General features: G+C 32.8%; 22 protein-coding genes and 9 tRNA genes. 25 read left to right on the plus strand and 6 right to left on the minus strand.

All coding sequences use genetic code 11. The annotated features are described in order from the left end of the window. The first annotated feature begins 291 nt into the window (after nt 1-291). The 3 genes from KM149_RS04870 to yhaM are packed head-to-tail and all read left to right on the plus strand — an operon-like array spanning nt 292 to nt 5,367. The gene (locus tag KM149_RS04870; protein WP_214972301.1) at nt 292-1,479 is read left to right on the plus strand and encodes a metallophosphoesterase family protein; all 1,188 of its coding nucleotides are present in this window, start codon (nt 292-294) and stop codon (nt 1,477-1,479) included. Nucleotides 1,480-1,482: 3 nt separating this feature from the next. After that, nucleotides 1,483-4,407, plus strand: coding sequence for an ATP-binding protein (locus tag KM149_RS04875; RefSeq protein ID WP_214972298.1), 2,925 nt, complete (start codon nt 1,483-1,485; stop codon nt 4,405-4,407). 18 nt (nt 4,408-4,425) lie between these two features. Then, nucleotides 4,426-5,367 (plus strand): 3'-5' exoribonuclease YhaM, encoded by a 942-nt coding sequence (gene yhaM / locus KM149_RS04880; protein ID WP_050330592.1) that lies wholly within the window; start codon nt 4,426-4,428, stop codon nt 5,365-5,367. A gap of 168 nt (nt 5,368-5,535) precedes the next feature. Here yhaM and prsA read toward each other — a convergent pair whose 3' ends face one another. The 5 genes from prsA to KM149_RS04905 all read right to left on the minus strand — a co-directional run bounded on the left by prsA (nt 5,536) and on the right by KM149_RS04905 (nt 8,907). Continuing rightward, nucleotides 5,536-6,513, minus strand: coding sequence for a peptidylprolyl isomerase PrsA (gene prsA, locus KM149_RS04885; protein ID WP_050330593.1), 978 nt, complete (start codon nt 6,511-6,513; stop codon nt 5,536-5,538). Between the two features lie 308 nt (nt 6,514-6,821). Further along, nucleotides 6,822-7,370 (minus strand): DUF3267 domain-containing protein, encoded by a 549-nt coding sequence (locus KM149_RS04890; protein WP_165546247.1) that lies wholly within the window; start codon nt 7,368-7,370, stop codon nt 6,822-6,824. 47 nt (nt 7,371-7,417) lie between these two features. Continuing rightward, entirely contained in the window at nt 7,418-7,948 is a 531-nt protein-coding gene (locus tag KM149_RS04895) for an HTH-type transcriptional regulator Hpr (RefSeq protein ID WP_165546248.1), read from the minus strand. 100 nt (nt 7,949-8,048) lie between these two features. Continuing rightward, nucleotides 8,049-8,405, minus strand: coding sequence for a YtxH domain-containing protein (locus tag KM149_RS04900; protein ID WP_016425444.1), 357 nt, complete (start codon nt 8,403-8,405; stop codon nt 8,049-8,051). 79 nt (nt 8,406-8,484) lie between these two features. Then, nucleotides 8,485-8,907: an HIT family protein gene (locus tag KM149_RS04905; protein ID WP_182280803.1), complete on the minus strand. Its 423-nt coding sequence runs from the start codon at nt 8,905-8,907 to the stop codon at nt 8,485-8,487. A gap of 137 nt (nt 8,908-9,044) precedes the next feature. Here KM149_RS04905 and ecsA point away from each other — a divergent pair, with 137 nt between their 5' ends. Beyond that, nucleotides 9,045-9,779: an ABC transporter ATP-binding protein EcsA gene (ecsA, locus tag KM149_RS04910; protein WP_165546249.1), complete on the plus strand. Its 735-nt coding sequence runs from the start codon at nt 9,045-9,047 to the stop codon at nt 9,777-9,779. Further along, the gene (gene ecsB / locus KM149_RS04915; RefSeq protein ID WP_425353686.1) at nt 9,776-10,993 is read left to right on the plus strand and encodes an ABC transporter permease EcsB; all 1,218 of its coding nucleotides are present in this window, start codon (nt 9,776-9,778) and stop codon (nt 10,991-10,993) included. Before ecsA ends, ecsB begins: the two co-directional genes overlap by 4 nt. Before the next feature lie 55 nt (nt 10,994-11,048). Here ecsB and KM149_RS04920 read toward each other — a convergent pair whose 3' ends face one another. Then, on the minus strand, nt 11,049-11,570 hold the full coding sequence (locus KM149_RS04920; RefSeq protein ID WP_060829713.1) for an antibiotic biosynthesis monooxygenase family protein: 522 nt from the start codon (nt 11,568-11,570) through the stop codon (nt 11,049-11,051). A gap of 497 nt (nt 11,571-12,067) precedes the next feature. Here KM149_RS04920 and hemE point away from each other — a divergent pair, with 497 nt between their 5' ends. From hemE to KM149_RS05020, 20 genes are all read left to right on the plus strand, one after another. Continuing rightward, complete coding sequence (gene hemE / locus KM149_RS04925; protein ID WP_214972283.1) at nt 12,068-13,105, plus strand: uroporphyrinogen decarboxylase; 1,038 nt, start codon at nt 12,068-12,070, stop codon at nt 13,103-13,105. 30 nt (nt 13,106-13,135) lie between these two features. Beyond that, nucleotides 13,136-14,068: a ferrochelatase gene (gene hemH, locus KM149_RS04930; RefSeq protein WP_050330601.1), complete on the plus strand. Its 933-nt coding sequence runs from the start codon at nt 13,136-13,138 to the stop codon at nt 14,066-14,068. Between the two features lie 6 nt (nt 14,069-14,074). Continuing rightward, a complete protein-coding gene (gene hemY, locus KM149_RS04935) occupies nt 14,075-15,481 on the plus strand; it encodes a protoporphyrinogen oxidase (RefSeq protein ID WP_182280798.1) in 1,407 nt (468 codons plus the stop codon). Nucleotides 15,482-15,799: 318 nt separating this feature from the next. Then, on the plus strand, nt 15,800-16,354 hold the full coding sequence (locus tag KM149_RS04940) for an RBBP9/YdeN family alpha/beta hydrolase (RefSeq protein WP_214972279.1): 555 nt from the start codon (nt 15,800-15,802) through the stop codon (nt 16,352-16,354). A 510-nt stretch (nt 16,355-16,864) separates the two neighbouring features. Continuing rightward, nucleotides 16,865-16,936: transfer RNA gene (locus KM149_RS04945), tRNA-Glu, on the plus strand. A 111-nt stretch (nt 16,937-17,047) separates the two neighbouring features. Then, nucleotides 17,048-17,121 (plus strand) — tRNA-Met (locus KM149_RS04950). Nucleotides 17,122-17,131: 10 nt separating this feature from the next. Beyond that, nucleotides 17,132-17,208: transfer RNA gene (locus tag KM149_RS04955), tRNA-Asp, on the plus strand. Nucleotides 17,209-17,218: 10 nt separating this feature from the next. Continuing rightward, nucleotides 17,219-17,291, plus strand: a tRNA-Phe gene (locus tag KM149_RS04960). Between the two features lie 13 nt (nt 17,292-17,304). Then, nucleotides 17,305-17,379, plus strand: a tRNA-His gene (locus KM149_RS04965). 17 nt (nt 17,380-17,396) lie between these two features. After that, nucleotides 17,397-17,470: transfer RNA gene (locus KM149_RS04970), tRNA-Gly, on the plus strand. A gap of 7 nt (nt 17,471-17,477) precedes the next feature. Further along, nucleotides 17,478-17,552: transfer RNA gene (locus KM149_RS04975), tRNA-Asn, on the plus strand. 1 nt (nt 17,553) lies between these two features. Next, nucleotides 17,554-17,625, plus strand: a tRNA-Glu gene (locus KM149_RS04980). Between the two features lie 47 nt (nt 17,626-17,672). Further along, nucleotides 17,673-17,761: transfer RNA gene (locus KM149_RS04985), tRNA-Ser, on the plus strand. A gap of 664 nt (nt 17,762-18,425) precedes the next feature. Next, nucleotides 18,426-19,367: a beta-channel forming cytolysin gene (locus KM149_RS04990; protein WP_182281415.1), complete on the plus strand. Its 942-nt coding sequence runs from the start codon at nt 18,426-18,428 to the stop codon at nt 19,365-19,367. A 2-nt stretch (nt 19,368-19,369) separates the two neighbouring features. Further along, entirely contained in the window at nt 19,370-20,347 is a 978-nt protein-coding gene (locus tag KM149_RS04995; protein WP_165545901.1) for a beta-channel forming cytolysin, read from the plus strand. A gap of 619 nt (nt 20,348-20,966) precedes the next feature. Continuing rightward, nucleotides 20,967-21,911: a beta-channel forming cytolysin gene (locus KM149_RS05000; RefSeq protein ID WP_214972276.1), complete on the plus strand. Its 945-nt coding sequence runs from the start codon at nt 20,967-20,969 to the stop codon at nt 21,909-21,911. 2 nt (nt 21,912-21,913) lie between these two features. Next, a complete protein-coding gene (locus tag KM149_RS05005) occupies nt 21,914-22,891 on the plus strand; it encodes a beta-channel forming cytolysin (RefSeq protein ID WP_214972273.1) in 978 nt (325 codons plus the stop codon). A 260-nt stretch (nt 22,892-23,151) separates the two neighbouring features. Next, nucleotides 23,152-23,289 (plus strand): beta-class phenol-soluble modulin, encoded by a 138-nt coding sequence (locus tag KM149_RS05010; protein WP_050330608.1) that lies wholly within the window; start codon nt 23,152-23,154, stop codon nt 23,287-23,289. 514 nt (nt 23,290-23,803) lie between these two features. After that, complete coding sequence (locus KM149_RS05015; protein WP_214972270.1) at nt 23,804-25,309, plus strand: coagulase domain-containing protein; 1,506 nt, start codon at nt 23,804-23,806, stop codon at nt 25,307-25,309. A 198-nt stretch (nt 25,310-25,507) separates the two neighbouring features. After that, nucleotides 25,508-26,206 carry an exotoxin beta-grasp domain-containing protein gene (locus KM149_RS05020; protein WP_214972267.1) on the plus strand — a complete coding sequence of 233 codons (699 nt, stop codon included), beginning with the start codon at nt 25,508-25,510 and terminating at the stop codon, nt 26,204-26,206. The last annotated feature ends 39 nt before the right edge of the window (nt 26,207-26,245 follow it).

The raw sequence follows: 26,245 nt of genomic DNA on the forward strand, positions 1-26,245 counted from the left end.
TTTTTCATCGGCTACATTCTTATCAACCCATAGTGTGGGATAGGAATTAAATGAAACATTGAACTAAGGTTTCATTCGATGAGACGGTTCGAATTGATTAGAGCAGATTTAGAAATCTAAAGCATAATGATTAGATTTCTGAATTGCTCTTTTTTTATGCCAAGAAGATGATAAAGTTCTTACAGAATGCGCTTTTGGTTCACACTTATATAACTAAAATATGATAAAATAAATGAATACATAGTCTATTAAACAGAGATGAAATTAGAAAGTAAAAAGGAGAATGCTTAAATGGTTAAATTTTTGCATTGTGCAGATTTACATCTAGATAGCCCTTTTGCCTCAAAACGCTATTTAAATCCTACAATTTTGAAAGATGTCGAAAATAGCGCTTATGAAAGCTTTAAAAAAATTATAGATCTCGCATTACGAGAAGAAGTTGATTTTATGGTGATAAGTGGAGACTTATTTGATCAGCACAACCGTACATTAAAAGCTGAAATGTTTTTGAAAGGACAATTTGAACGTTTGCAAAAAGAACAGATTTTTGTCTATATTGCACATGGAAATCATGATCCACTCTCTGATCAAATCACATCAAAATGGCCTGAAAATGTCACTGTATTTTCTAAAGATGTTGAAACTTATCAAGCGATTACAAAATCCGGTGAAAATGTACATTTACATGGCTTTAGTTATGAAAAGAGCGAAAGCTATGAAAATAAAATCGATCTTTATCCAACGAATAAGGATCGCCAAATAGTACATATCGGTGTGCTTCACGGTACTTATAGTAAAGCAGAGACTGCACATCGCTACACTGAATTTCGTCTAGAAGATTTAAATGCAAAACTGTATCACTATTGGGCGCTTGGCCACATCCATAAAAGACAGCAATTAAGTGATCTGCCAGAAATTCACTATGCCGGTAATATACAGGGGCGTCATTTTAAAGAACAAGGGGAAAAAGGTTGCCTTATCGTTGAGGGAGACCATGTAGCATTGAAAACACGCTTTGTTCCGACGCAGTTTATACGTTTTGAAAGTGCGACGATTGAAATTGATTCTGTATCTCAGCAGACTTTATTTGAAAGTATTCAGGAATTTAAAGAAAGTGTACGCCATCAAGGTAGAGCATTCTACCGCTTGCAAATTAATGTTCACGGTGATGAGCGTATTGACGCACAAGTTTTAGAGCAAGTAAAAACTTTAGTTACAGAATATGAAGAAAATGAACGCCATTTTGTGATGATTGATGAATGGTTAATTAACTATTTAGAAATCCCTCAAACAAGTATCGCGAATGAGTTTTCTGAAGATCTATTAGCACAAGATGATGTCTACGAACGTGCTTTATCTGAGTTATATATGAATCCTAAGGCCTCAAAATATTTAGATCACTATCAAAAACATGATCGAAAAGCACTGATTGAACGTGCTGAAGCAATTATAGAAGCTGAACTAAAGGAGGGCAACTAAGCCATGAAGATAAAATCAGTTGAAATTTATGGTTATGGTCAATTTGTCCAACGTAAAGTTGAATTTAATCCGTTCTTCACAGAAATTTTTGGTGAAAATGAAGCAGGTAAATCAACTTTACAAGCATTCATCCATTCAATTTTATTTGGGTTTCCAACTAAAAAAGAAAATGAGCCTAGATTAGAACCTCGAATGGGGAACCATTACGGTGGGCGTGTTACATTGATTATGGATGACGGTTCAGAAGTAGATGTTGAGCGTGTTAAAGGAAGTGCTGTAGGAGACGTCAAAGTTTTCATGCCTAATGGTGCAATTAAAGACGAAAACTGGTTAAAGCAGCAACTTAATTATATTAATAAGCGCACGTATCAAGAAATATTCTCCTTTAGTGTTTTAGGATTACAAGATATCCATAAACATATGAGTGAGCAACAATTGCAAAATTTCTTAATGCAGGCGGGCGCACTGGGTTCAACTGAGTTTATTGGCATGCGTGAATTAATTCATCAGAAAAAGCAAGACCTATATAAAAAGTCAGGACAAAATCCAGAAATTAATCAGCAATTAGAGCAAATTAGAAAATTAGAGTTTGATATTAGAGAAGAATCAGCGAAGTTGGAAACGTATCAGCGTCTTACTGAAGAACATGATAAAGCATTAAGACGTTTAAAAGCTTTAAAAGAAAACTTGAGTCAACTTACGGCGCTGTTTGAAGAAAAACAAAAAGAAGTTGCATTAATTGATCAGGTCCAGGAATGGAAAGGGTTAGAAGCGGACTTAAATATTGAACCGTTAGAATTTCCAGAGCAAGGGATTGATCGCTATGAAGCAGCGAAAATTCAAGTTCAACATCTTGAAAGAGATATCGGTTTAAGAGATGAAAAGAAAAGTCAACTTGAAAAAGAAAACGATAAATTATTCGTGCCCGAACAAGATTTATATCAAAATTTTGAATGGGTAGCAAAACAAGAAGATACGATTAAGCAGAAAGCGCTTGATTTGAAACAAACCGAACGTGAAATTAATAATCATCGAATGGATATGTCAGGTCTGCAGTCCAACATAGGTTGGCAAGAAATGCATGAGAATATCGACACTTCAGAAGCACAGAAAAGCTACACTAGTGAAGTGTTACGAAATAAAAGAGACCAAAGTCAATTGTTACAACAGTTAAAAAGTAATATTGATGAAAATCAAATCGAACATCAGTCATATGAAAATGAAATTGAACAACTAGAAGAGCAGCTTGTGAGTGATGAAAATTTTGAAAAGAAAAAGATTTATGATCATCGCCTGTTAGAATTAAATGAAAAACATAATTTATTTTCGAAGATGAAAGAAGCATTCGAAATCGAACAACAACAAAAAGATAAAAAACAAAAAAAATTGAGTATTGCATCTATGATCCTTGCACTGATTTCTATAGGATTTGCAATTTTTATGTTTTTATCTCAAGCACTCGTACCGGCTGTAGTTTTAGCAGTATTAGGTGTCATATTTATCGTTGCTATTTTTATGTTCCGTTCTAAACCTGTCGGTCATAATGAAAAGTTTTCACAGGAAATTACACAATTAGAACAAGAAGTACAACAACTAGAAGATAATTATGAATTAGATTTCGATTTGTCGACACAGTATCAATTACGTGATCAAATTACTCAAAGAAAGCAACAACTCGCAATTCTAAAAACGAAAAAAGATCATTTGAATATTCAAAATGAACAAGCACAAACTGATTATGAACAATCATCTCAAAGCATTTCAGAACTGAAAACGCATTTACATGTGTCTCAAAATTTATCTGATGATTTATTATTAAATGCGATTGAAACAATTCAAAAATTGAAAGAACATGCACAGCATTTAAGTACGTTGTCAGCCACAAAAACCCAATTACATGATGAATTAGAGGCGTTTTATGATGAAGCAAAAACAAAGATTGGGCTAGCTTTAACACAATTTGACCGTCAGACTTTATTTCATGATGTCCGAGAATGGTTGAAAAATGCGAATCAAGATATGACAAGACATGCACATAATTTAGAACAAATTTCGCTCATCGATAACGAAATTAAACATTTGAATCAGCGCTTAAAAGATAATCAAAGTGTCATTCATAATTTGTTTGGCGCAATTGGTGCATTAGATGAAGAAAGTTATTACAGGCATCATGATCGTTATCAAACTTATCATAAACGATTATCCCGCTTTAATGACTTAACCCATTTTCTTGAAAATCAAGATTATAGTTATGAAAAAAGTTCTAAATTAAGCGAAAAAACGACAGCACAACTTGATGCTGAATATCAAAAATTATCTGAGCAAATTGATGACTACAATGAGAGATATCTCACTATACAAAGTGAAGTGAGTGATTTATCTGCACAAATCAACCATATGGAAACAGATGATACATTGCGTCATTTACGCCATCAATACGAGCTCTCGAAAAATCAACTTAATGCTGCGGCTGATAATTGGGCAGCGTTAAGTTATCTTGAAGCACTTGTTGATGAACATATTAAACAAATTAAAGATAAACGATTACCACAAGTTGTTCAGGTGGCAACGAATATTTATTCAGAACTAACAGACGGCCAATATGTTCAAGTCACATATGAAAATGAACAAGTTATGGTGCGTCATCGAGATGGCCAAATGTACCATCCAATTGAGTTAAGTCAATCTACTAAAGAGTTGTTATATATAGCACTTCGACTTAGTCTGATTAAAATATTAAAACCTTATTATTCATTGCCGATTATTATTGACGATGCGTTTGTACATTTTGATGCAGAGCGTCGTTCAAGAATGATGAAATATTTAAGAGGCATGTCTGAAGAATTCCAAATTCTCTATTTTACATGTTTACGTGACTCAAATATACCAACTAAACAACTTGTAACATTAAAAAAGATAGAAACATAGAATGGGAAGGCGTTAAATATGAGAAATGTTGAAACACTACAACCTGGAGATACGGTCGATCACTTCTTTTTGATTCGCCGTGCAACTCAAGGGGTTACAGCACAAGGAAAAGATTATATGACGCTTCACTTACAAGATAAAAGTGGAGAAATAGAAGCGAAATTATGGACGGTGTCTAAAGAGGACATTCCATTACTTCAACCTGAACGTATCATTCACGTTAAAGGTGATATCATCAATTATCGTGGACGTAAACAAATGAAGGTAAATCAATTTCGTTTAGCTACTGAGCAAGATGGCATGCGTACGCAAGATTTCATAGATGGAGCCCCAATGTCTCCAGAAGAAATCAAAGATGCGATGCAAGAATATATTTTTGAAATAGAAAATGCACCACTTCAAAGGGTAACAAGATATTTGTTAAACAAATATGAAGATCGTTATTTTGTATACCCAGCAGCAAGTTCACACCATCATAATTTTGTCAGTGGACTAAGTTACCATGTATTAACGATGCTTAAAATTGCTAGAGGCTTATGCGATATTTATCCTGAGCTAAATCGCAGTTTATTGTATAGTGGCATTATTTTACATGATATGGGTAAAGTAAGAGAATTATCTGGCCCTGTTGCTACTTCATATACATTAGAAGGAAATTTACTCGGTCATATCTCTATAGCAAGTGATGATGTGGCGGATGCAGCAAGAGAGCTGAATGTGGATGGTGAAGAAATATTATTATTACGCCATTTAATTTTAGCGCATCACGGTAAATTAGAATATGGTTCTCCTAAGTTACCACAAGTAAAAGAAGCTGAAATTCTTAATTATATTGATAACATTGATGCACGAATGAATATGTTCGATAAAGCTTTTAAAAAGGTTAATAAAGGACAGTTCACAGAGCGTATTTTTGGATTGGAGAATCGTCAATTTTATAAGCCTGAAAAATTGGATTAATATGAGGTAAGCTGAAGATTGAGGTTGGGAATCATTTCCTAGCCTCTTTTTCTTTGCTCAGTATGAAGAGGGGATAACAAATTGGTGTAAATAAAAAAGACAACGTCAGCATTGTGATGTACTGACGTTGTTTTGTATTATTATGAGGCTAAATCAACCGCATATGTATTACATACCTAATTGTTGTCCTTGTCCTTGCATACCTTGTTGTTGAGAAGATTGTTCTTTTAATGCTTCAGGATTTAAAATATTGTCTTCGATTGCTTTTTTGATGTCGCGATCTTTGTAATCAACATCGTATTCTTTTAATAAATCTTTATAAGCATTTGTTAAAATTTCTGGATCTTTTTGTAGTTTATTTTGAATTAATTTTTCTTTAAGTTTAGATTTTTCTTTGTTAAAATCAGTCGGTTTATCTGCACGAATGATATGGTAACCATAGTCCGTTTTAACGATGTCAGAAATTTCGCCGTCTTTTAATTTAAATAAGGCTTTTTCAAAAGGCTTCACAGTTTGACCTTTAACAACATAACCTAGACTACCATTTTTATCTTTGCTTGAGTCCATAGATTCTTTTTTCGCTAGATCATCGAATGATTTTGGATTTTTATCAATTTCTTTTTTAATTTCTTCAATTTTCTTCTTAGCATCTTTGTCTGATAAACCTTCTTTATCGTCTTTATCTTGTTTTACTTTTATTAAGATATGTGATGCTTTTTTGGTATTATCTTTTATTTCTTTATCAGAAATTTTTACTTTGTCATTAAGTAATTCTTTTTGATAAGCAATCATTTTACGTTGCTTTTTATATTCATCCAAAGACATACCTTGTTGTTTTAATAAGTTTTTAAATTGGTCTTTACCGCCATATTTTTCGATTTCTTCATCGGTTTCTTTATCGATTTGTTTATCATCGACTTTTTTACCATATTTTTCTTCTAATATTTTATTAAGTAATACTTTAAAAGAGTCACTTGCAATTTGTTCGTTACCAATTTCTTTTAAAACGTCTTGAACTTTAACGTCACCTGCTTTAGATGAGATTAAAGTTTCTCCTTTTGAAGTAGGGGCATCATTTCCACATGCTCCGAGTAATAATGCACTTGCTGTAACAGGAATAATTAATTTTTGTATGCCTTTCTTCATCTTATGAGCTCCTTTATTTTTAAAATTAACACAAATAATATACCATAATGTCAGGCTCAGACCAACGATGAAGGGTAAATATCAGACTAAAAGATGAGAAAAACAAAATATAATGAATTTTTTTATTATAGAATAGAGAAGAATAGGGTGGAAATGTCGTTTTTGGCGTTAATGATTCAGTTGCTCAAATGATTCAATTGAAGGAACTCTTCTTACAAAATGCTTAAAAAACAAAGTCAAAGCCATCAAATCGATTAACAATTTGATGGCTTTGATGTTCAGAACGATTGTTTTTAAACTCTCGTTAATTATGAATGATAATTATGTTCTAATAGTACAAAACCGTTACTATGCTCCTCGACATAATGACCTTGATGCGAAAATAATATCACTTTGAGGTAAAGAATATCCATTACAGAATAGCCAGCGTTAAGTGCCAGTAAAAACATAAAGTAATGGCCATATTCTGGAAATGCGCGTGCAATTAAGATACAACTTATAGTAATAACGATAAGCGGCATCAATAAGCAAATACAAAAATAGAATTTACGTACCGGTTTATCTAAAAAGATATTATATAAAGGTATCCATGATTTACGAATTAACTTATAAGTTTTTAGGTGCTTGAAATAGGGTAACACCGTCACAATATGAATCAGTTTATGAAGTGGGTATATAAGTAACATTAAGACAATAAACACTATAAAATTTTGATCTGTAAAAGGTACATTTGAATAATAATGAAACACTTCAAAACTTATAAAAAAAGTGATAACCACTGTTACAAAACTTATGAAGGCAATTCTAGGTAAACCAAATCTAGAATGTATATCAATTGAACGCAAACAGTTTAACATTTGGATACTCCTCTGCATCAGTAATATAAGGTATTATCTACCTGAATTTACTGTTCGTCAAGCAAATTTTTCCGTAAATTTTCTTGACACAAATTAACGTCATCTATGAATTCTTTGCCTTGCAATTTAGATACAAGGTAATGGGCATCGCTAAAGTTTGGAAGGTGAAACATTTCATCCTTATATTGTTTGGAAACATTATAAATATGATTTTTACTTTCATCATATTGATCAAATATCTCTTCAACAAGTTGCTTTCCCTTTTCTGTTAATACTATAAAAGTATTTCTTTTGTCACTTGTATCTTTTTTAAGTGAAAGTAATTCTTGTTGTTCTAAACGCTTAGCAAAGTTGAATGCTGTTGAAACATGCATCACGCCATATTTAGATATGTCAGAAATTGTAGCACGTTCAAAGGCATATATTGTCAAAAGAATTAAGTGTTCATTCATAGTGATGTCTGACTTTCTCAACCATGCTTGCCAATCGCTTTCTGCATTTTTCCAAAGCACTTTAGAAAGCATAGCGATTTTATGTGTGTAAAGCATCCCTTCAATTTGTTGTTGTTTGTGTTTCATGATGAGTTGCTCCTTTCTCAGACTGTAAAAAAGCATGATACCTTAAAGTATCATGCTTAAAAATATTATATCGAATAATGCACAATCACACACTAAAAATTTATTTTTTTGTTGGAAAATTTGTAATTTCTTGTCCACGATTTTGTAAATTTTCGATATGTGTTTGGATGCGTTTCACATTAGGGTCAATATCCGCTTGGAATTCGCCAATCATCGTTTTTACTTCGTCTCCAATAGAAGAAGCAAAACTTTGACTTTCAGTTTTTATTTGTGTCACATAGTTTACGATATCATTGACACTTTGTTTTATTGTATCCACTTCTTGCTCTAATTCAGTTTTAGGGCGTTCAGGTCTAGGATTCGCAATACGTGTTTGACCATCTTTTTTAATCAATGCAACGCCTAATCCTGTTGCGACTCCGGCTACAACACCGAGTGTGATTCGAACGGCTTTCATAGTTTTCCTCCTCGAATGTTTTTCTTATATCTATACCCAATTCTAATGAAATTAAGCGATAGAACGCAAAATATTCATATTAAATGTGGGCGGTAATTTCTTTAGCTAATGCTGCTTTTTGAGTATCATCTATTGTGTCTTCGTGTGTATCCCACTGATAACCAAAGCCATCAATATCATTTTCATAACGAGGTATCAAATGGAAATGAAGGTGGAAAACAGACTGTGAAGCGTATTCACCGTTATTTTGAATAATATTTAAACCATCTGGACTGAATGCTGCTTTAATTGCATTGGCTACAATAGGCAATGCCTCACCAATATGCTTCATCGTTTCAGCATCTGTTTCGTAGATATTAGGAGATGGCTTTTTAGGAACAAGTAAAGTATGACCTTTAGTGACTTGAGAAATGTCTAAAAAAGCATAAACATAGTCATTTTCATACACTTTAAAACTTGGGATCTCCCCATCGATGATTTGAGAAAAAATTGTTTTTGTCATATTGTGTACCCCCGTTTCTTCATTTAATTATTATTATAGCATGTGTATCTTTTGATGTAACGATTTTATACAACGACGATTAAATAGCAATTATAACGCTGTTTTTGATACAATAAAAAATACGGAGGTGCAAGTTGATGACTGTGCATATAAAACATTTAACAGGTGGTTATGGTAAGAAGCCTGTGATTAAAAATATAAATTTTGAATTAAAAGATGGAGAAATTATTGGTTTAATTGGATTAAACGGTGCTGGTAAAAGTACAACCATTAAACATATGTTAGGATTGTTAACACCGACAGAAGGGGAGATGTCCATTTCTGGCATTGATATTAAAGAAGACATTAATGCATATAGACAACACCTTTCTTATATTCCAGAAGCGCCAGTGATTTATGATGCTTTGACGCTAAAAGAGCATATTGAAATGACAGCAATGGCTTATGGCATCGATTATGATGAAGCAATGAAACGTGCAGAGCCACTATTAAAGACTTTTCGCTTGCAAGATCAGTTATCTGTTTTCCCAAGTCATTTCTCTAAAGGAATGAAGCAAAAGGTCATGATTATTTGTGCGTTTATTGTAGAACCAGATTTATATATTATTGATGAGCCTTTCTTAGGACTGGATCCATTAGGAATTCAATCTATGCTTGATTTAATGGAATCTAAGAAAAAAGAGGGACGTACCGTATTGATGAGTACACATATTTTAGCGACTGCTGAACGTTATTGTGATCGCTTCATTATATTGGATCATGGAGAAATCGTTGCAATGGGTGACTTAGATGAATTACGTCAGCAAACCGACATGCCCGGGGCGACTTTAGATGATATTTATATACATGTAACAAAAGGGGCTGTTTCATGATGACAGCTGCAAAAGAACTGTTTCAAAAAAGACTAAAAGCGCTTAGAGCTGAAAAAAATTACTATAATCGCTTCATCTTTAATGGTCATTTCAGTGTGTTTCTACTCATTTTGTTTGGTGCATTTCTACTCGGCTATGGTCAGTGGTTAAAACATGTACCAAAAGATGTCAATTACGCACTTATAATCGGAATCGTATTATCAATTACGTCTTTATTTCCTTTAAAAACATTACTTAAAGATGCAGACCGTTTATTTTTACTCCCTTTTGAAAAGCAAATGCGTGTATATATAAAGGAGAGTATCCAATACAGCTATTTGGCACGTTTACCGTTACAAATCGTTCTGCTTATCATTGCATATCCATTAGTTCACACGGTATACCCAGACCGTATGCACGCTTTTATACTTGTGGTTCTAATGGCTTTTATATTTCCTCTATTAGGGTTAATCATCAAATGGCAATGGTACCGATATCGACTTGAGAATTGGTCAGTGCAATTTATACTATTTTTAATCTATCTCTCAGGTTACTATTTAATTCTGGGGCCTTTTGATATTAAAGGGGTAGGCAGTATTGTTATTTTACTTGCATTGATATTGTTATTTAACCGTTTAAATCAAAAAAGTCATTTCCCATGGGAATTTATGATTAAACAAGCCCATCAACATCAAATTAATTATTATAAATTTGTAAATATGTTTACCGATGTCAAAGGGATACAAGAGCAAGCTGTTCGAAGACGTTATTTAGATTTTCTTTTGAAAACGCCAAAGCCATTTAATGACAAACAAATGTATCCATTTCTATTTAAAAGAAACTTTTTAAGAGGGCGAGATGCATTTAATTTAACTTTACGCTTAGTGATTATCGCTATTGCGTTAATGATATGGTTAAGTCATCCAATTGTGAGTGCTATCATTGGCGGTTTATCTATGTATATTATTGTTTTACAAATGTCACAATTTTACAAGCAAGAAGCGTATAGTTTATGGCCACAAGTTTGGCCTGTTTCAGAGATGCATGTGATTGAAGGTTATCGAAAATTCCTGCAACACACAGTTTTGGTTATTGGTATTATACTAAGCATCGTTTATATCATTTTGAATGTAAGCTATTTCTACTTATTCATACTCTTTTTTATAGTAGGGTACTTAACTGTCAACGCGACAATCAAGAAGCTGAAATATCAAGAAAGTTTATTAAAAGATTAAAAAAGTCATTTGATGACATGGATGAAATGATTCATGCATCAAATGACTTTTCTTTTTATGATTCTTCAGTTGTATCCTCTTCACTAATTGGATAGAAATATTGTTCCAAATATGAAGCATGCGCACTTGAAGATCCTGCAAGGGGTCTAACACCTTCTTTTGAAAAGTGTTCACGAAATGCCGAAGATTTTTTGAAATCTTCATAAGCTTGACGTGATGTAAAACCAAAGAAAACTTTGTAAATATTACTGTGAATAGGTTTTAGTAATCTAAAGCTATTAAAACCCTCACTTGAATCTAAGCTTGGTACATAATTTTCAAGTTTATTTTCTAATTGATATTTATGATCCTCTGTTGTAGGGATAGAAATAAGCGCATGAAAGTTATCAGCTGATAGTGTACCTAATCTTGTTAATACGCGATAAGATTTAGGTTGTTGAAATACGGTCTCATTTTCTGTTTCATCAATCATAACGGATTGATCGTCACCTGAGAAAATAAGCAATTGATGTGATTGATTGTTAAGTTGGATTTGGCGTAAATATCCGTAAGTTCCGTATGTGATATAGAATTTCATGGTGATCGCCTCCTTATTGCATTTATTATAAGCCGTTCTCATTGAAATAACCACTATTTTATGCATGGTTAAAAAACTATTAAAGATTAGTGGAAAAAGTGTTATTTCGCGCAAAAAAGCAATGACTAAAAGCATTACAACATCAATGCTTTATTAAAAACTCGAGCCCCTTACACAAATGAAACATACACGTTTAAAATACATTTCGAGTCTTCATTGATGAAGCTTCAATAATATTGAATCAATTTCCCACTCAACGAGTTTATCTCATCTTAAATCATTTTTCAATTTATAATGAATATTGAATTTTGTTATATTGCAATTCACATCCATTTGACGTTTGAGATGCGCACGATTTGATGAGGAATGTAAATCCTCGAAAAGATTTCAAATGAAATGTAGTTTTAAATTTTTTATGACATTTGAGCCAGTTGGTAAAGGAATTAAGTCGTAATGTGATATATTAGTGAAGAATGACGTTGTTTAAGGAGGAACATATGAGTACGACGAAAAATGATACAATTTTACGCGCAATTAAGGGGGACGCCGTTCAGCATACACCTGTATGGTTTATGAGGCAAGCTGGGCGATCTCAACCAGAATATCGAAAGTTAAAAGAAAAATATTCACTGTTTGAGATTACACATCAACCTGAACTTTGTGCATATGTGACAGCACTTCCTGTTGAGCAATATCAAACAGATGCAGCTGTTTTATATAAAGATATCATGACACCTTTAAAAGGAATGGGTGTGGATGTAGATATTAAATCTGGTATTGGCCCTGTGATTGCCAACCCAATCCGAAAGATGTCTGATGTAGAAGCCTTGGGAAAGGTTGATCCTAAACGAGATGTTCCTTACGTATTAGACACTATTAAATTATTAACAGAAGAAAAATTAAATGTTCCACTGATTGGCTTTACAGGTGCACCATTCACATTGGCAAGTTATATGATAGAAGGCGGACCTTCTAAAAATTATAATTTGACTAAGGCATTAATGTATAGCGATGAGGCAACTTGGTTTAAATTGATGGATGTATTAACAGAAATGTCTATTACTTATGTAGGTGCACAGATTCAAGCTGGGGCACAACTCATTCAAGTTTTTGATTCTTGGGTAGGGGCCTTGAATCAAGCAGATTATGATTATTACATTAAGCCTTGCATGGATAAATTGCTAAAAGGGATTAAAGCCTACAATGTACCAGTGATTATGTTTGGAGTGGGTGCGAGTCATCTTATTGAGTCTTGGCATTCATTACCAATTGATGTATTGGGCTTAGACTGGCGAATCACTATCAATGAGGCGAAAAATCGAGGTGTGACTAAGGCAGTACAAGGTAATTTAGATCCTAGCGTCTTACTTGCACCATGGCCTGTCATTGAATCTCGATTGAAGCCGATTTTAGATCAAGGGATGGCTCATGGGCGCCATATATTTAATTTAGGGCATGGTGTTTTTCCTGAAGTGAAACCTGACACATTGCGTCGTGTATCGCAGTTTGTTCACGATTATACGAAGCAAAATTAAGAGAATCGAGTATATAAAGGACGGATTAAGATGAAAAAGGAAATAGGTTTATTAGTGATGGCTTATGGGACACCTTATCAAAAAAGTGATATTGAACCCTATTACACTGATATCAGACATGGTAGAAAGCCGTCAGATGAAGAGTTGGAAGATTTGATTTCACGTTATGAGGCGATTGGGGGATTATCGCCGTTAGCAGGTACAACTGAACGACAAGCAGAAGCATTGCTAGAAGCTTTAAACAACAGCTATGATGATATTTCATTTAAGTTATATATCGGTTTAAAACACATTCACCCTTATATTGAAGATGCCATTGACAAAATGCACAATGATGGTATTAAAGAAGCAGTAACGGTCGTATTAGCGCCGCATTTTTCAAATTTTTCTATTGCTTCTTATAATCGCCGTGCACAAGAGAAAGCAGACCAATATGGTATTCAATTACAACATGTAAATCATTATTATGCGCAACCGAAATTTATTGATTATTGGACAATGCGCGTGAATGAAACTTTAGAAAATATTCCTAAAGAAGCACATGATCAAACCGTGCTTATCGTTTCTGCGCACAGCTTACCTGAAAAAATGATTGTAGAAAATAACGATCCATATCCATTTGAATTAAATGAAACAGCGAAACTGATTAAAGCGCAATCTTTGATTCAAAATGTTGCAGTTGGATGGCAATCAGAAGGTAAAACGGGGACGCCTTGGCTTGGGCCTGATGTACAAGACTTAACAAGAAGTCTTTATGAAAAAAATCATTATCAACACTTTATTTATACACCAGTAGGGTTTGTAGCTGAGCATTTAGAAGTATTATACGATAATGATTATGAATGCAAGGTCGTATGTGACGATGTCGGAGCCACATATCACCGCCCACCTATGCCAGACACACATCCTCTATTTATTGGAGCAATTGTGGATGAAATTTCAAATATCTTTTCGAAAGCGTGATGAAAAATGACAAAAGTTGCAATCGTTGGCGCGGGTATTACTGGATTAGCGAGTGCATATTTTATTAAAACGCAATATCCTCAAGTCGAGATTACTGTTTATGAAGCAACGAATCGCGCAGGGGGCAAAGTTAAAACAGTGCAACGTGATGGCTATACCATTGAACTTGGGCCAGAGTCATATTTGGGACGCAAAACCATTATGACTGAAGTAGCAAAATCAATCGGTATGTCAGATGAAGATATTGTCACTAATGAGACAGGTCAATCTTATATTTATGCGCATAATCAACTATATCCCATACCTGGAGGCTCTATTTTAGGTGTTCCAACGGACTTAAAGCCTTTTATGCTGACAAAGTTAATTTCATTTAAAGGAAAACTTCGTGCGTTGAAAGATCTTTCTTTAAAACCAATCGCAATGGAAGATGAAAATGATATTTCAGTTGGCCACTTTTTTAGAGCAAGATTAGGGGATGAAATGCTTGAAAACTTAATTGAACCGCTTTTAAGTGGTATTTATGGAACAGATATTGATCAGTTAAGTTTAATGAGTACATTTCCTAATTTTAAAGCTTTAGAAGAAAAGCATGGAAGTATTATTAAAGGTATGCAACAAGTTAAAAAGGAAAGACAACAACTTGCGCATCATAATCAAAAAGGACCACAAGGCCAGTTCAAACAATTTAAAAAGGGTCTCAATGATTTTATTAATCAACTAGAAAACTGGTTAGTTAATCAAGATGTGAATTTTGAGTATGAAACAAAAGTTCATGATTTAGTGGCAACCCAAAAGGGTTACTTTGTTGAACTAGCGCAAGAAGAACGTGTATTTTATGATGGCGTTATTGTAACAACACCACATCAATCGTTTAGAGATTGGTTTAGTAGTGATCCGAAATTTGATTATTTTTATCAACTTCAAGCATCTTCAGTGGCAACTATAGTCTTTGCTTTTGATGAAAAAAATATTAAAAACACATACAATGGTACGGGTTTTGTTATTGCAAGAACCAGTCAAACAGATATTACGGCATGTACTTGGACGACAAAAAAATGGCCCCACACAACACCAGAAGGTAAAGTATTGATTCGTGCTTATATTGGTAAACCAGGTGACAACATTGTTAATGAGAAATCGGATGAAGAACTTGTTGCTATAGCTAAAAAAGATTTATCACAAATGATGACATTTTATGGCGAACCCGATTTTACTATTGTTAATAAAATGCCTTATGCGAGTCCTCAATACCATGTGGGCCATATCGGTAAAATCAAAGAAATACAGCAACATATTTATGAGAATTATCCACATTTACAAATTACGGGTGCACCTTTTGAAGCGGTAGGATTACCTGACTGTATTCAACAAGCAAAAGATGTGGTTTCTAAATTATTACCGAGATTGGTTTAAAGATTGTTTTTAAATTTAGGGGATTGTTTTAATATACCTAATAGCTGTCCTGTGATTAATTTTAATTGATCAATTTTTAATGAGAGGTGTTTATCATTTTCTAGTGATTTACACCTATTTTTATTTGCAAAGCGTCATTTTATAGTGATCAAATGACAAAAATCGTTTGAAATGTATGCTGTGAGCGTCAAAGTAACTATACCAGAATTCATCAACGGCGCATCTACCATTTTACTTACCCAACCGTTGAGACGTGAATATATCGTATCCGCATGGTAAGATATTTATTATTGGCGCAGTAAAAAAGGAGTTTTGAAAATGACAAAAGTTTATATTGTTCATGGGTATCAAGCAGATTCCACCAAACATTGGTTTCCTTGGTTAAAGCAATCTTTGGAATTGGAAGGTCATGAAGTAGAAATTTTGAATTTACCTGATTCAAGCCATCCTAAAGTTGATGTATGGTTAGATTATATGAACGAAAATGTAACAGAAGTGAATAGTGATACAATTTTCGTAACACACAGTTTGGGTGCTATTACAACGCTTAAATTTCTCAATGATTTAGATGTTAATCATATTGGAAGTCTAGCTATCGTATCTGGTTTTAAAGATGGTATTTCTGACATGCCTGAACTCGAACCTTTTGTCCAACAAGATGTAGACTTTGAAAATTTACAAAACAAAATACTACATAGATTCGGTATCGCTGCTAAAAATGACACAGTGGTACCTTATGAAGCAACGAAGCGCTTATGTGATGCGCTAGATGCCAAATATTACTTACAGGAAGAGGGCGGACATTTTTGTGAGCAAGACGGCTTTGACTCTTTCTTATTTTTAAAGAAAAAAATATTAACAAATTTTGATTAATAGATTAAAATTTGTACAAATTCTGAAAATAAAGGGTTATCGCTTGAATTATTAGGTTAACCTAAATATAATGTTAGGTGTAGAATTCATTTTATTTCTACATAATGTTTGTATTCTCCTAATCATGTTTAAGATTCCATTTACTCTCAAGGCACTCTTATTCGCCTTGAGAGTCTTTATTTTATGGAAAAGGGGGACATGCATTTCATTCTCAAGGGATGCATTCAGTATTAAAGTTTTAGTTGATCCAAGATTAAAATGAGCACCCAAATAAAGCATTTAGCGATCAGGATTGGATGAAGTGTTATTTTTATAGTTCTAGATTTGTAAAAAATCCTAAAAATGATACACTGAATAGTAAAATTAAATCGTTTTGACTGTGTTACTTCCTCCCTTTACTTATTGATTTACTTAAAAGGGTTGATATTACACAAATTTTTGTAAGAAAGCCGTTGACGTTTTTAAGCGTAAACTATATACTTAAAAAGTCGTTAATATTTCTATTCTTTTGGCTCCTTGGTCAAGCGGTTAAGACACCGCCCTTTCACGGCGGTAACACGGGTTCGAGTCCCGTAGGAGTCATTAATTCCAATTATTTTAAATCAACAATTTTTTAAAAAAATTAAAAAATTGTTGACATTAAATTAACAATTTGGTATGATAAATAAGTAAGTTGTTTTGAAATAATATTAGCGCGGGATGGAGCAGTTCGGTAGCTCGTCGGGCTCATAACCCGAAGGTCGGTGGTTCAAATCCGCCTCCCGCAATTATTTTTAAGGTCCCGTAGTGGAGCGGTTTAACACGCCTGCCTGTCACGCAGGAGATCGCGGGTTCGATTCCCGTCGGGACCGCCATTTGTAATATGGTTCAGTAGCTCAGTCGGTAGAGCAAAGGACTGAAAATCCTTGTGTCGGCGGTTCGATTCCGTCCTGAACCACTTCTTAAATCACGGCGGTTGTGGCGAAGTGGTTAACGCATCGGATTGTGGTTCCGACATTCGTGGGTTCGATTCCCATCACCCGCCTATATCGTTAGTATGATTGCGGGTGTAGTTTAATGGCAAAACCTCAGCCTTCCAAGCTGATGTTGTGGGTTCGATTCCCATCACCCGCTCCATTGTTATTCCACAGTAGCTCAGTGGTAGAGCTATCGGCTGTTAACCGATCGGTCGTAGGTTCGAGTCCTACCTGTGGAGCCATGGCTCCTTGGTCAAGCGGTTAAGACACCGCCCTTTCACGGCGGTAACACGGGTTCGAGTCCCGTAGGAGTCATATAATCAGAAGTGAAATATCGCTTCTGATTTTTTTAATTTAATTGTGGAGAGTTGTCCGAGTTGGCCGAAGGAGCACGCCTGGAAAGTGTGTAGGCGCCACAAGCGTCTCGAGGGTTCGAATCCCTTGCTCTCCGTTACTTGTTTGACGTAGTCCATACTACACTACTATTGATTTAATGGTGTGTCGTATGGACTTTTTATTTTGGGTTTATACTAAAATTTAATGATTATACAATAACTATCATACTCGTCCAAACTAACGTGCACCATAAAAGGTAGGGACGGTTATTTTTTGTCTTTATTGTTGAATAATACTTTACTATCTGTTTCGGTACTTTACTAATGTATCTCATATGATTCTTCTTGTTTATGTCATCTTTTACTAACGTTTGAGACGCTCTTTAAGATATTTAGATGACTTGTTTTCCGCTAATGCACTAAAAAGTTCATTTACTTTTTGGTGCTTTTTTAATTTGAAGGAAACGACTATTTAGTCAGAATGTATAAATCTCAATATAAGGATTAAACAATAAAAATGATGATTTAAGCATGGAAAAGTCGTAATAAATTTGTGAATCATCTATCAAATAACTATTTAAATATAATAGAAGATAATGAAGTTGCATCTTACTTTATTATCATAAACATTGGTATAATGAGGTTTTGTAAACTATATTTTGTAAAATACTTTAGTTAATTATTTTTTTCAAAATATTTAAGGATGAGTTAAGAAATATTAGTATAAAATAATGATAATATAAAAATGCAATCTAAAATTATAGAAAAGAGGCAAAGGCAATGAAGAATAATAGACTTTTAAAAAGTGTAGCAGCTTTTAGTTTAATCGCATCATTTATTGTCGCTGAACAACAAGATGTATTTGCAGCAAATGATTTTGAAGATATTGGGGACAATGCACAAGTGATTAAAAGAACACAAGATATCAGTAGTAACAGATGGGGTGTCACTCAAAATATTCAATTTGATTTTATAGAAGATCCTAAATATGATAAGGATGCATTAGTGATAAAAACGCAAGGCTATATAAAGCCCCGAACAACCTATCAAAAAAATTATAAACGTCCAGATGTCGCTCAAATGTATTGGCCGTTCCAATACAATGTTTCACTAAAGTTGGCCGATAATAAAACAAATATTATTAATTATCTACCAAAAAATAAAACGGATTCGGTAGATGTTAAGGAAACATTGGGATATACAGTAGGCGGGACATTCAAGCCGGATCCATTTTTAAATCTAAATGGTTCTTCTAACTATACAAAATCAATCAGTTACAATCAATCAAACTATGTAAGTGAAGTAGAACAACAAAATTCTAAGAATGTGACTTGGGCGATAAAGGCAAACGAATTTTATAGAGATGGAAAAAGAGTTTCTGCCTATGATGACTATTTATTTTTCGGAGGAAACACATTTCATAAAAAAGTCAGAGACTATTTTGTGCCAGACAACCAATTACCACCACTTGTTTTAAGCGGCTTTAATCCGTCTTTCCTTACAACAGTTTCACATGATAAAAATACGAGTGAAACTTCAGAAATAGAAATTTCACTTGGTAGAAATATGGATATTACTAATGTTTGGAAACATACGCCACATCCTTATTCTAGTTACTACGTTGCTAAAAGAACACACGGTGCATTTAAGAATCGTAATTTTACAGTTAAATATGAAATTAATTGGAAAACGCATGAAATTAAAGTGAAAGGTCAGAATTAACTATGAAAATAAATAAAATGATAAAAACAACAATCCTTACTTCAACAGCATTTCTGCTACTTTCAAGTCACGCTTTTGCAGATGAGGCCATTCAACCTGTTAAAATAGAAAAGGTTAATGATAAAACAACGATTTATAAAACCACAGCTACTGCGGATTCTGATAAATATAAAATATCTCAAATATTAAATTTAAATTTCATTAAAGATAAAACTTATGACAAAGATACATTGATTGTCAAAGCTACTGGTAATATTCATTCAGGGTTTCAAAAGCCTGATCCCAATGATTATTATTCATCCTTCTTGCTTTGGGGTGGACAATATAATGTCGGATTAACAGCGGAAAACGGAGATTCTACAACTATTGTTGATTACGCACCAAAAAATCAAAATGAAAGTTTTCAAGTTCAAGAAACTCTCAGTTATGGTGGGGGCGGAGATATTAATATTTCTAATAATCCATCAGGTAGTTTAAATGGGAAATATTCTTTCTCAGAAACTATTAGTTATAAGCAAGAAAATTATAGAACGCTTATTAATAGAAAAACGAATAATAAACACGTTGGCTGGGGAGTAGAGGCGCATAAAATTATGAACAATGGCTGGGGACCATATAGCCGTGATGCTGATGATAACGGTGGAAATTTTGGTAATGAATTGTTCTTAAAATCAAGAAATCAAAGCGGTAATGCCGGTGAGAACTTTATCCCAGAATATCAAATGCCTTTATTATCACGTGGAAACTTCAATCCGGAATTTTTAGGAGTTTTAACCCATAAAGAAGACGATAAACAAAAAACAAAATTAAAAGTTACATATCAAACCGAGACAGATTTATATAAAATATATTGGAATGGATTTTTCTGGGCAGGTCAAAATCAAAAACGATATGAAGTAAAAACATTCACTGCTGTGTACGAAATTGATTGGCAAAATCACAGCGCTAAGTTGATAGAACAAACTTCAAAACCTATTTAACATATAGAAGCTCATATCTATAATGCTTAATTATTTAATCAAAAGAATTTAATAAAAGCGCTTTCGTATAGTTGTTCACTCTTCAATTATAACGGAAGCGTTTTTGTTTATCACAAAGAAGACTATATTTTGTAATGTTATTTGAAATGGTAAAAGTTGATAATCCAAGATAAAGTCAAATGTATTTACCGATTTGTAATTTTATCTAATATACTCATATTTTACTTACATACACAATAATCACGATCAAAATTTTTAAACCAGTGTTGATTATTTGTTTACAAAGGTCGTATGGAAAATAGTACTAGTTAAATCGATGAATTAAAAAAATATCATTGATTTAATTGAGGAGTGAATAAAGGAATAAACAATTGTTAATATTGTGAAATAATAACCAAACAATTATTAGTATATAATAAATAATGTTAATTTTTACAGATATTAATAAAAACAAAGCTCGATAAGAGCGGTTTTAAAGGGTTTTTAAAAATATTTCCCATTAATGTTTTTAGTTTATTGTTATTTATGAATATTTAATAGTGAGTTAAGAAATATTTTTGTACTTTGATGATAAGATAATAGTGAAATAAAAATAACTATTAGAAACGGGGCGAAGACAATGAAAAATAATAAACTTTTAAAAAAGGTAATTGTCTTAAGTTTAATTACATCATTTATTGTCGCCGAACAACAAAATGTATTCGCAGCAAGTGATAATTTCGAAAGCATTGGGGATAATGCGCAAGTTATTAAAAGAACGAAAGATATTAGTAGTAACAAATGGGGTGTCACTCAAAATATTCAATTTGATTTTATTAAAGATCCAAAATATAACAAAGATGCTCTGATAATTAAAACTCAAGGTTTTATCAAATCCAAAACAAGATATCAAAGAAATCGTCAGTTCCCAGATGTGGCTCAAATGCTTTGGCCGTTTCAATATAATATTGCATTGAAAGTTAATGACCAAAACGCAAGTATCATTAATTACTTGCCAAAAAACAAAACAGATTCGATTGATGTCAAAGAAACATTAGGTTACGCGATTGGGGGTACATTTAAACCGGATCCTTCTTTAAATATTAATGCCTCCGTCAACTATATGAAGTCAATCAGTTATAACCAATCAAGTTATGTCAGTGAAGTAGAGAACCAAAACTCAAAAAATGTAGCATGGGGCGTCAAAGCAAATGAATTTAATATTGATGGCAATAAAATATCTGCCTATGATAAATACCTCTTTTTCGGTGGAAATTCTATACGTAAGACGCCAAGAGATTTCTTTGTACCGGATAATCAATTGCCACCGCTTGTATTAAGTGGCTTTAATCCATCATTCTTAACTACAATCTCACATGATAAAGATACAAGCGAAACTTCAGAAATCGAAATTTCATTAGGTAGAAATCTAGATGTAACAAGTGTTTGGAGACATATTCCGGGATCTCATGCAAGTTACATTGACACAAGTAGAACACATAATGCATTTACTAATCGTAATTTTAAAGTTAAATACCTAGTTAACTGGAAAACACACGAAATAAAAGTGAAAGGTAAGAATTAATTATGAAATTAAATCAATTAATTAAAACAACAGTCGTCACTTCAGCAGCATTCTTATTACTTTCAACAAATGTATTTGCAAACCAGGACCTCCAGCCAGTAAAAATGGAAAAACCTGACTCGAATACAACCATTTTTAAAACAACAGCTACTGCAGATGCAGATCGATTTAATATATCACAAATTTTAAACTTAAATTTTATTGAAGATAAAAATTATAATAAAGATACGCTGATTGTTAAAGCATCAGGTAATATTTATTCTGGTTATTTAAGACCAAATCCGAACGATTACAATTATTCTGTTCTTCCTTGGGGCGGTAAATATAATGTTACTTTAAATGCATTAAAAGGGGATTCAACAACGGTTGTTGATTACGCACCTAAAAATCAAACTGATAGCTTTCAAGTCCAAAATACATTAAGTTACGGAGGCGGTGGAGATATCAATATCTCTAATAATCCAACAGGTAGCTTAAACGGAAAATATTCATTTTCTGAATCAATCAGTTATAAACAAGAAGATTATAGAACATATATCAATAGTGGTACAAACTACAAACAAGTCAGCTGGGGTGTTGAAGCGAATAAAATTATGAATAATGGCTGGGGTCCATATGGTAGAGATGCAGATGATAATGGTGGCACATATGGTAACGAATTATTTTTAGCGAAAAGAAACAGTAGTGCGAATGCCGGTCAAAACTTTATCCCAGACTATCAAATTCCTTTATTAGCACGTAGTAATTTTAACCCAGAATTTTTGAGTGTATTCACTCATAAAAAAAATGACCATAAAAAAACACAATTAAAAGTGACATATCAACGTGAAACAGACTTTTATGAAATTATATGGAATGGTTTTTTCTGGAGAGGTCATAACAGAAAGAACTATGATCCGAAAACATTTAATACAATTTACGAAATAGATTGGCAAAACCACACTGCTAAAGTAGTTAAATCTTGGACAGAAGGCTACTAAAAATAATAAAAGCTACAGGCGCTATTAGATATTTTCATTAGTGCCTGTAGCTTTTATATATCAAAGGAGAAGAGGATAGACCATATAGAAAATGAAATACAAAATAAAATGCTTACCCAACACTTAGGCATGCGTTATCGTGTTGCTTTTTATTGTTTTATTTCACTTAAGAAGAGTATCTTTTAAATTAAGAAACGAAAATAAAATTATCAAAAAAATGATTTAAAATAAAACTATACAGATAGAGGAGGTGCATATCAATGAAAGAATTATTTGATTCAATTACAAACATCGTTACTTCAGCAATCGGGCATGACTGGACAAGCATGGGTGCAGCAATCGTAGCAACAGTACAACATGGTGTAGAATTAGTGACTAAAATCTTTGGAATTGGATAATGTTCAAACCTTTATAGCAATTAAGAAATGATGCTTTAAAATTTCTTAATTGCTATTTTTGTGCCGAAATTTAGTCAGACTGAACGCCATAACGTAAGCATTGGTTTTAGGAGATTTCTCTATAAATGTCTAGTATTTAAAAAATTGTGATATTATCATTGAGTAATGAAATATTTTAAAAGTCTTCAAATTCATATGATATGCTGATTGAACCAAATAAAACAAGTAATGTATTTAAAAAATGACATCCAATTAAAAAGTTAAATCTTATCAACTAAATAAATAATTAAGAAATTGAATCACTATATATATGATTAAAATTATATAAAACAAAGTTTTGCACACCATTTATTAATCAATTGTTAAACGCCTTAAGAATTGTTAAAGATTAATTAATCCTGATTTAATTTCTCTTATTTTTAAACCAGTATATAATCAACATTCGCGACAAAAATAATTGGGAGATTAAATTATTGTTTGCGAATAAATTATTTATATTAAGGGAGATTAATTAATGAAAAAGAAGTTAGTTGTTTTATCAGCAAGTGCAGTTCTCGCTTCACACTTTTTAGTAGGAGGTGAAGCATTTGCGATTGTTTCTGGGGAAGAAAATCCATATAAATCGAAATCATTATCGATAATGGAGCGGAGCAATTCTTCATCGGTATCAGTAAACCAGTATAAAAACCATTTAGAAGATCTTATTCATAGGCTAACTATCTCTGGTTACGAAAAGTACGACGAGCCTGAATATGCAGAGGCAGTTAAAAAATATAAACAACGCTTTATGGCTGAAATGGAAGCAATGAATCAATTTTTAAAAGAAGAAAAAAAAATAGAAAATAAAGCTAAAAATAAACGATATATGCTAAATGACGCTTTAGGTTTGACTCATCAAAGATACAAATCTATATATGAGGAGTTAATTCAAAATAAAAAAACTTTTGATGAAGAAATTGAAAGAGTAAGTAAAATTCATAAAGAATTAAATTTATTTAATGATGATTTACAATATGAAGCGGACATAAAGATAAAAGAACTCGAAAATCAAATTTTGATGCTCGGTCAAGCATTTAAAAATGGTCATGCTGTTCAAAATTTATATAATAAATTAGATTTGACTATAGGCAATTTGGAAAAAGAAAGAGAAGAAAAAAGACCTGTAAACAAAAGAATGTTAGATAGAAAAGTTGAAGATTTAGAAACAATTATTGATGAATTTTTTGAGGAAATTAATTTAGCACGTCCTATTATGATACCTGCTTTGACAAATGAAAACGTAAATAATACAAGTATTAAATTAAAACTTAAGGAACAAGCAATACAAGCTAAAAAAGATAAAAATCTTAGACATCCTAGAGCCTTGAAACAAAAAACGGCTAAGGTACAAGCGCAATCTAACCGTTCAGAAGTTACACAACCATCACTTAACATCATGGAAATTGAAGCACCACAAACAGTAAAACCACAACCTCCAGTTTATACTGAAACAACAGTACATAAACCAATGTCTGCTGCACCACAAATGAAACATGAGTCAACATATGAAGTGATTCAAGGCCGTAATTTTAAACCTTTAGCTACTGTTAACGGTGAACAAACAAGTGATAAAATGGAAACGCAAATGGATAGTGCACAGGTTGAAACTGAACATGTAGCGGCAACAGTTTTACAACAAGAGAATTCAAATGCACGTCAGTCAGAGGAACCGAAACAAGCAACTGTTGAAACGGAAACTGTCACTGAAAGTCATGTAGTTGATATTGACGAATCTACTACTTTCCAAAAATCAGGCTACTTGTATGGTCTAAGTCAAAGTGATACATCTGGTTATACAGAACGTGAAAAACGTGCAATTAAACGTAATCATGTAAGAGAAGCGGAAGCGTTAGTGAATCAATATGTTGACACACACCGTTATCAAGACAGAATTGCTGCACAACAAAAAGTAAATACATTAAGTGAAGCACACCAAAATCGTTTTAATAAAATGATTAATAAAGCGTATAACGGTCAATAAAATATAATATAAAATAATCAAGAAACCCTTATTTTAAGTTGCAAAACTAAAATAGGGGTTTAACTTATTAAATTTTTAGAACATAAGTTAATAATTATTTAAAAAATGGTTAATACTAAAATCCCTAGTATCTCTATATAATTAAAAAGTCTTAAATGACACACTTTAGATGACAGCATACGAAGGAGAAGAATCATCATGAAAAAATCCACAATTATAAAAGTCAGCTTGGCTGTAGGTATTTTAACAACTGGTGTTGGGATACAAAGTCATGCAGCTGTATTCGCCAATGAGGGGAGTATTCAATTCAATAAAGAAGCGCAAGATTTAAAAACATATTATTCTAAATCAAGTTTTGAATACAAAAATATTACGGGTTACAACGAGGATAATAAACTAATATTTGTTACACCATATCAGACTCAATTATCTGTAACATTAAATGGTGATGACTTATCAAAGTATCAAGATAAAACAAAGAACTACGAAGGATTAGATGTCTTTGTTGTGCCAGAGGGAACTGACAGAAGTGCCGAGACTATATCCATAGGTGGTATCACTAAAACAAATAAAGGCTCATATTACGACCATGTGAAAAAACCTAATATCGTTATTAATAGAAAAAGTGGAGAATTGACTTCTAGAGTCGATTCAAACGATTTTTCTATAACTAAAGAAGAAGTTTCTTTAAAAGAATTAGACTTTAAACTTCGTCAAAAGCTTATCAAAGAATATGGATTATATGAAAATGGCTTAAATAACGGTAAAATTGTCATCAAATTAGGCGATGATGATAAAGACAAAATGACTATAGAGTTAAACAAAAAAATACAACAACACCGTATGAGTGACACGGTAGATGTAAGCAAAATCAAAAAAATTACTATAGATCTATAAAACTTAATAGTTCTATTAAATATAGATGAAAAAGAAGAG

Source organism: Staphylococcus coagulans, from assembly GCF_022557135.1.
GTDB classification, from domain to species: domain Bacteria; phylum Bacillota; class Bacilli; order Staphylococcales; family Staphylococcaceae; genus Staphylococcus; species Staphylococcus coagulans.

Coding starts and splice junctions, on each gene's coding strand:
- hemH (WP_050330601.1), top strand. CDS start 13,136: ATGAAAAAGGAAATAGGTTTATTAGTGATGGCTTATGGGACACCTTAT.
- KM149_RS05005 (WP_214972273.1), top strand. CDS start 21,914: ATGAAATTAAATCAATTAATTAAAACAACAGTCGTCACTTCAGCAGCA.
- KM149_RS04890 (WP_165546247.1), bottom strand. CDS start 7,370: ATGTTAAACTGTTTGCGTTCAATTGATATACATTCTAGATTTGGTTTA.
- KM149_RS04875 (WP_214972298.1), top strand. CDS start 1,483: ATGAAGATAAAATCAGTTGAAATTTATGGTTATGGTCAATTTGTCCAA.
- ecsA (WP_165546249.1), top strand. CDS start 9,045: ATGACTGTGCATATAAAACATTTAACAGGTGGTTATGGTAAGAAGCCT.
- KM149_RS05015 (WP_214972270.1), top strand. CDS start 23,804: ATGAAAAAGAAGTTAGTTGTTTTATCAGCAAGTGCAGTTCTCGCTTCA.
- KM149_RS04905 (WP_182280803.1), bottom strand. CDS start 8,907: ATGACAAAAACAATTTTTTCTCAAATCATCGATGGGGAGATCCCAAGT.
- yhaM (WP_050330592.1), top strand. CDS start 4,426: ATGAGAAATGTTGAAACACTACAACCTGGAGATACGGTCGATCACTTC.
- KM149_RS05020 (WP_214972267.1), top strand. CDS start 25,508: ATGAAAAAATCCACAATTATAAAAGTCAGCTTGGCTGTAGGTATTTTA.
- hemY (WP_182280798.1), top strand. CDS start 14,075: ATGACAAAAGTTGCAATCGTTGGCGCGGGTATTACTGGATTAGCGAGT.
- prsA (WP_050330593.1), bottom strand. CDS start 6,513: ATGAAGAAAGGCATACAAAAATTAATTATTCCTGTTACAGCAAGTGCA.
- KM149_RS04870 (WP_214972301.1), top strand. CDS start 292: ATGGTTAAATTTTTGCATTGTGCAGATTTACATCTAGATAGCCCTTTT.
- KM149_RS05000 (WP_214972276.1), top strand. CDS start 20,967: ATGAAAAATAATAAACTTTTAAAAAAGGTAATTGTCTTAAGTTTAATT.
- KM149_RS04995 (WP_165545901.1), top strand. CDS start 19,370: ATGAAAATAAATAAAATGATAAAAACAACAATCCTTACTTCAACAGCA.
- hemE (WP_214972283.1), top strand. CDS start 12,068: ATGAGTACGACGAAAAATGATACAATTTTACGCGCAATTAAGGGGGAC.
- KM149_RS05010 (WP_050330608.1), top strand. CDS start 23,152: ATGAAAGAATTATTTGATTCAATTACAAACATCGTTACTTCAGCAATC.
- ecsB (WP_425353686.1), top strand. CDS start 9,776: ATGATGACAGCTGCAAAAGAACTGTTTCAAAAAAGACTAAAAGCGCTT.
- KM149_RS04895 (WP_165546248.1), bottom strand. CDS start 7,948: ATGAAACACAAACAACAACAAATTGAAGGGATGCTTTACACACATAAA.
- KM149_RS04940 (WP_214972279.1), top strand. CDS start 15,800: ATGACAAAAGTTTATATTGTTCATGGGTATCAAGCAGATTCCACCAAA.
- KM149_RS04920 (WP_060829713.1), bottom strand. CDS start 11,570: ATGAAATTCTATATCACATACGGAACTTACGGATATTTACGCCAAATC.
- KM149_RS04900 (WP_016425444.1), bottom strand. CDS start 8,405: ATGAAAGCCGTTCGAATCACACTCGGTGTTGTAGCCGGAGTCGCAACA.
- KM149_RS04990 (WP_182281415.1), top strand. CDS start 18,426: ATGAAGAATAATAGACTTTTAAAAAGTGTAGCAGCTTTTAGTTTAATC.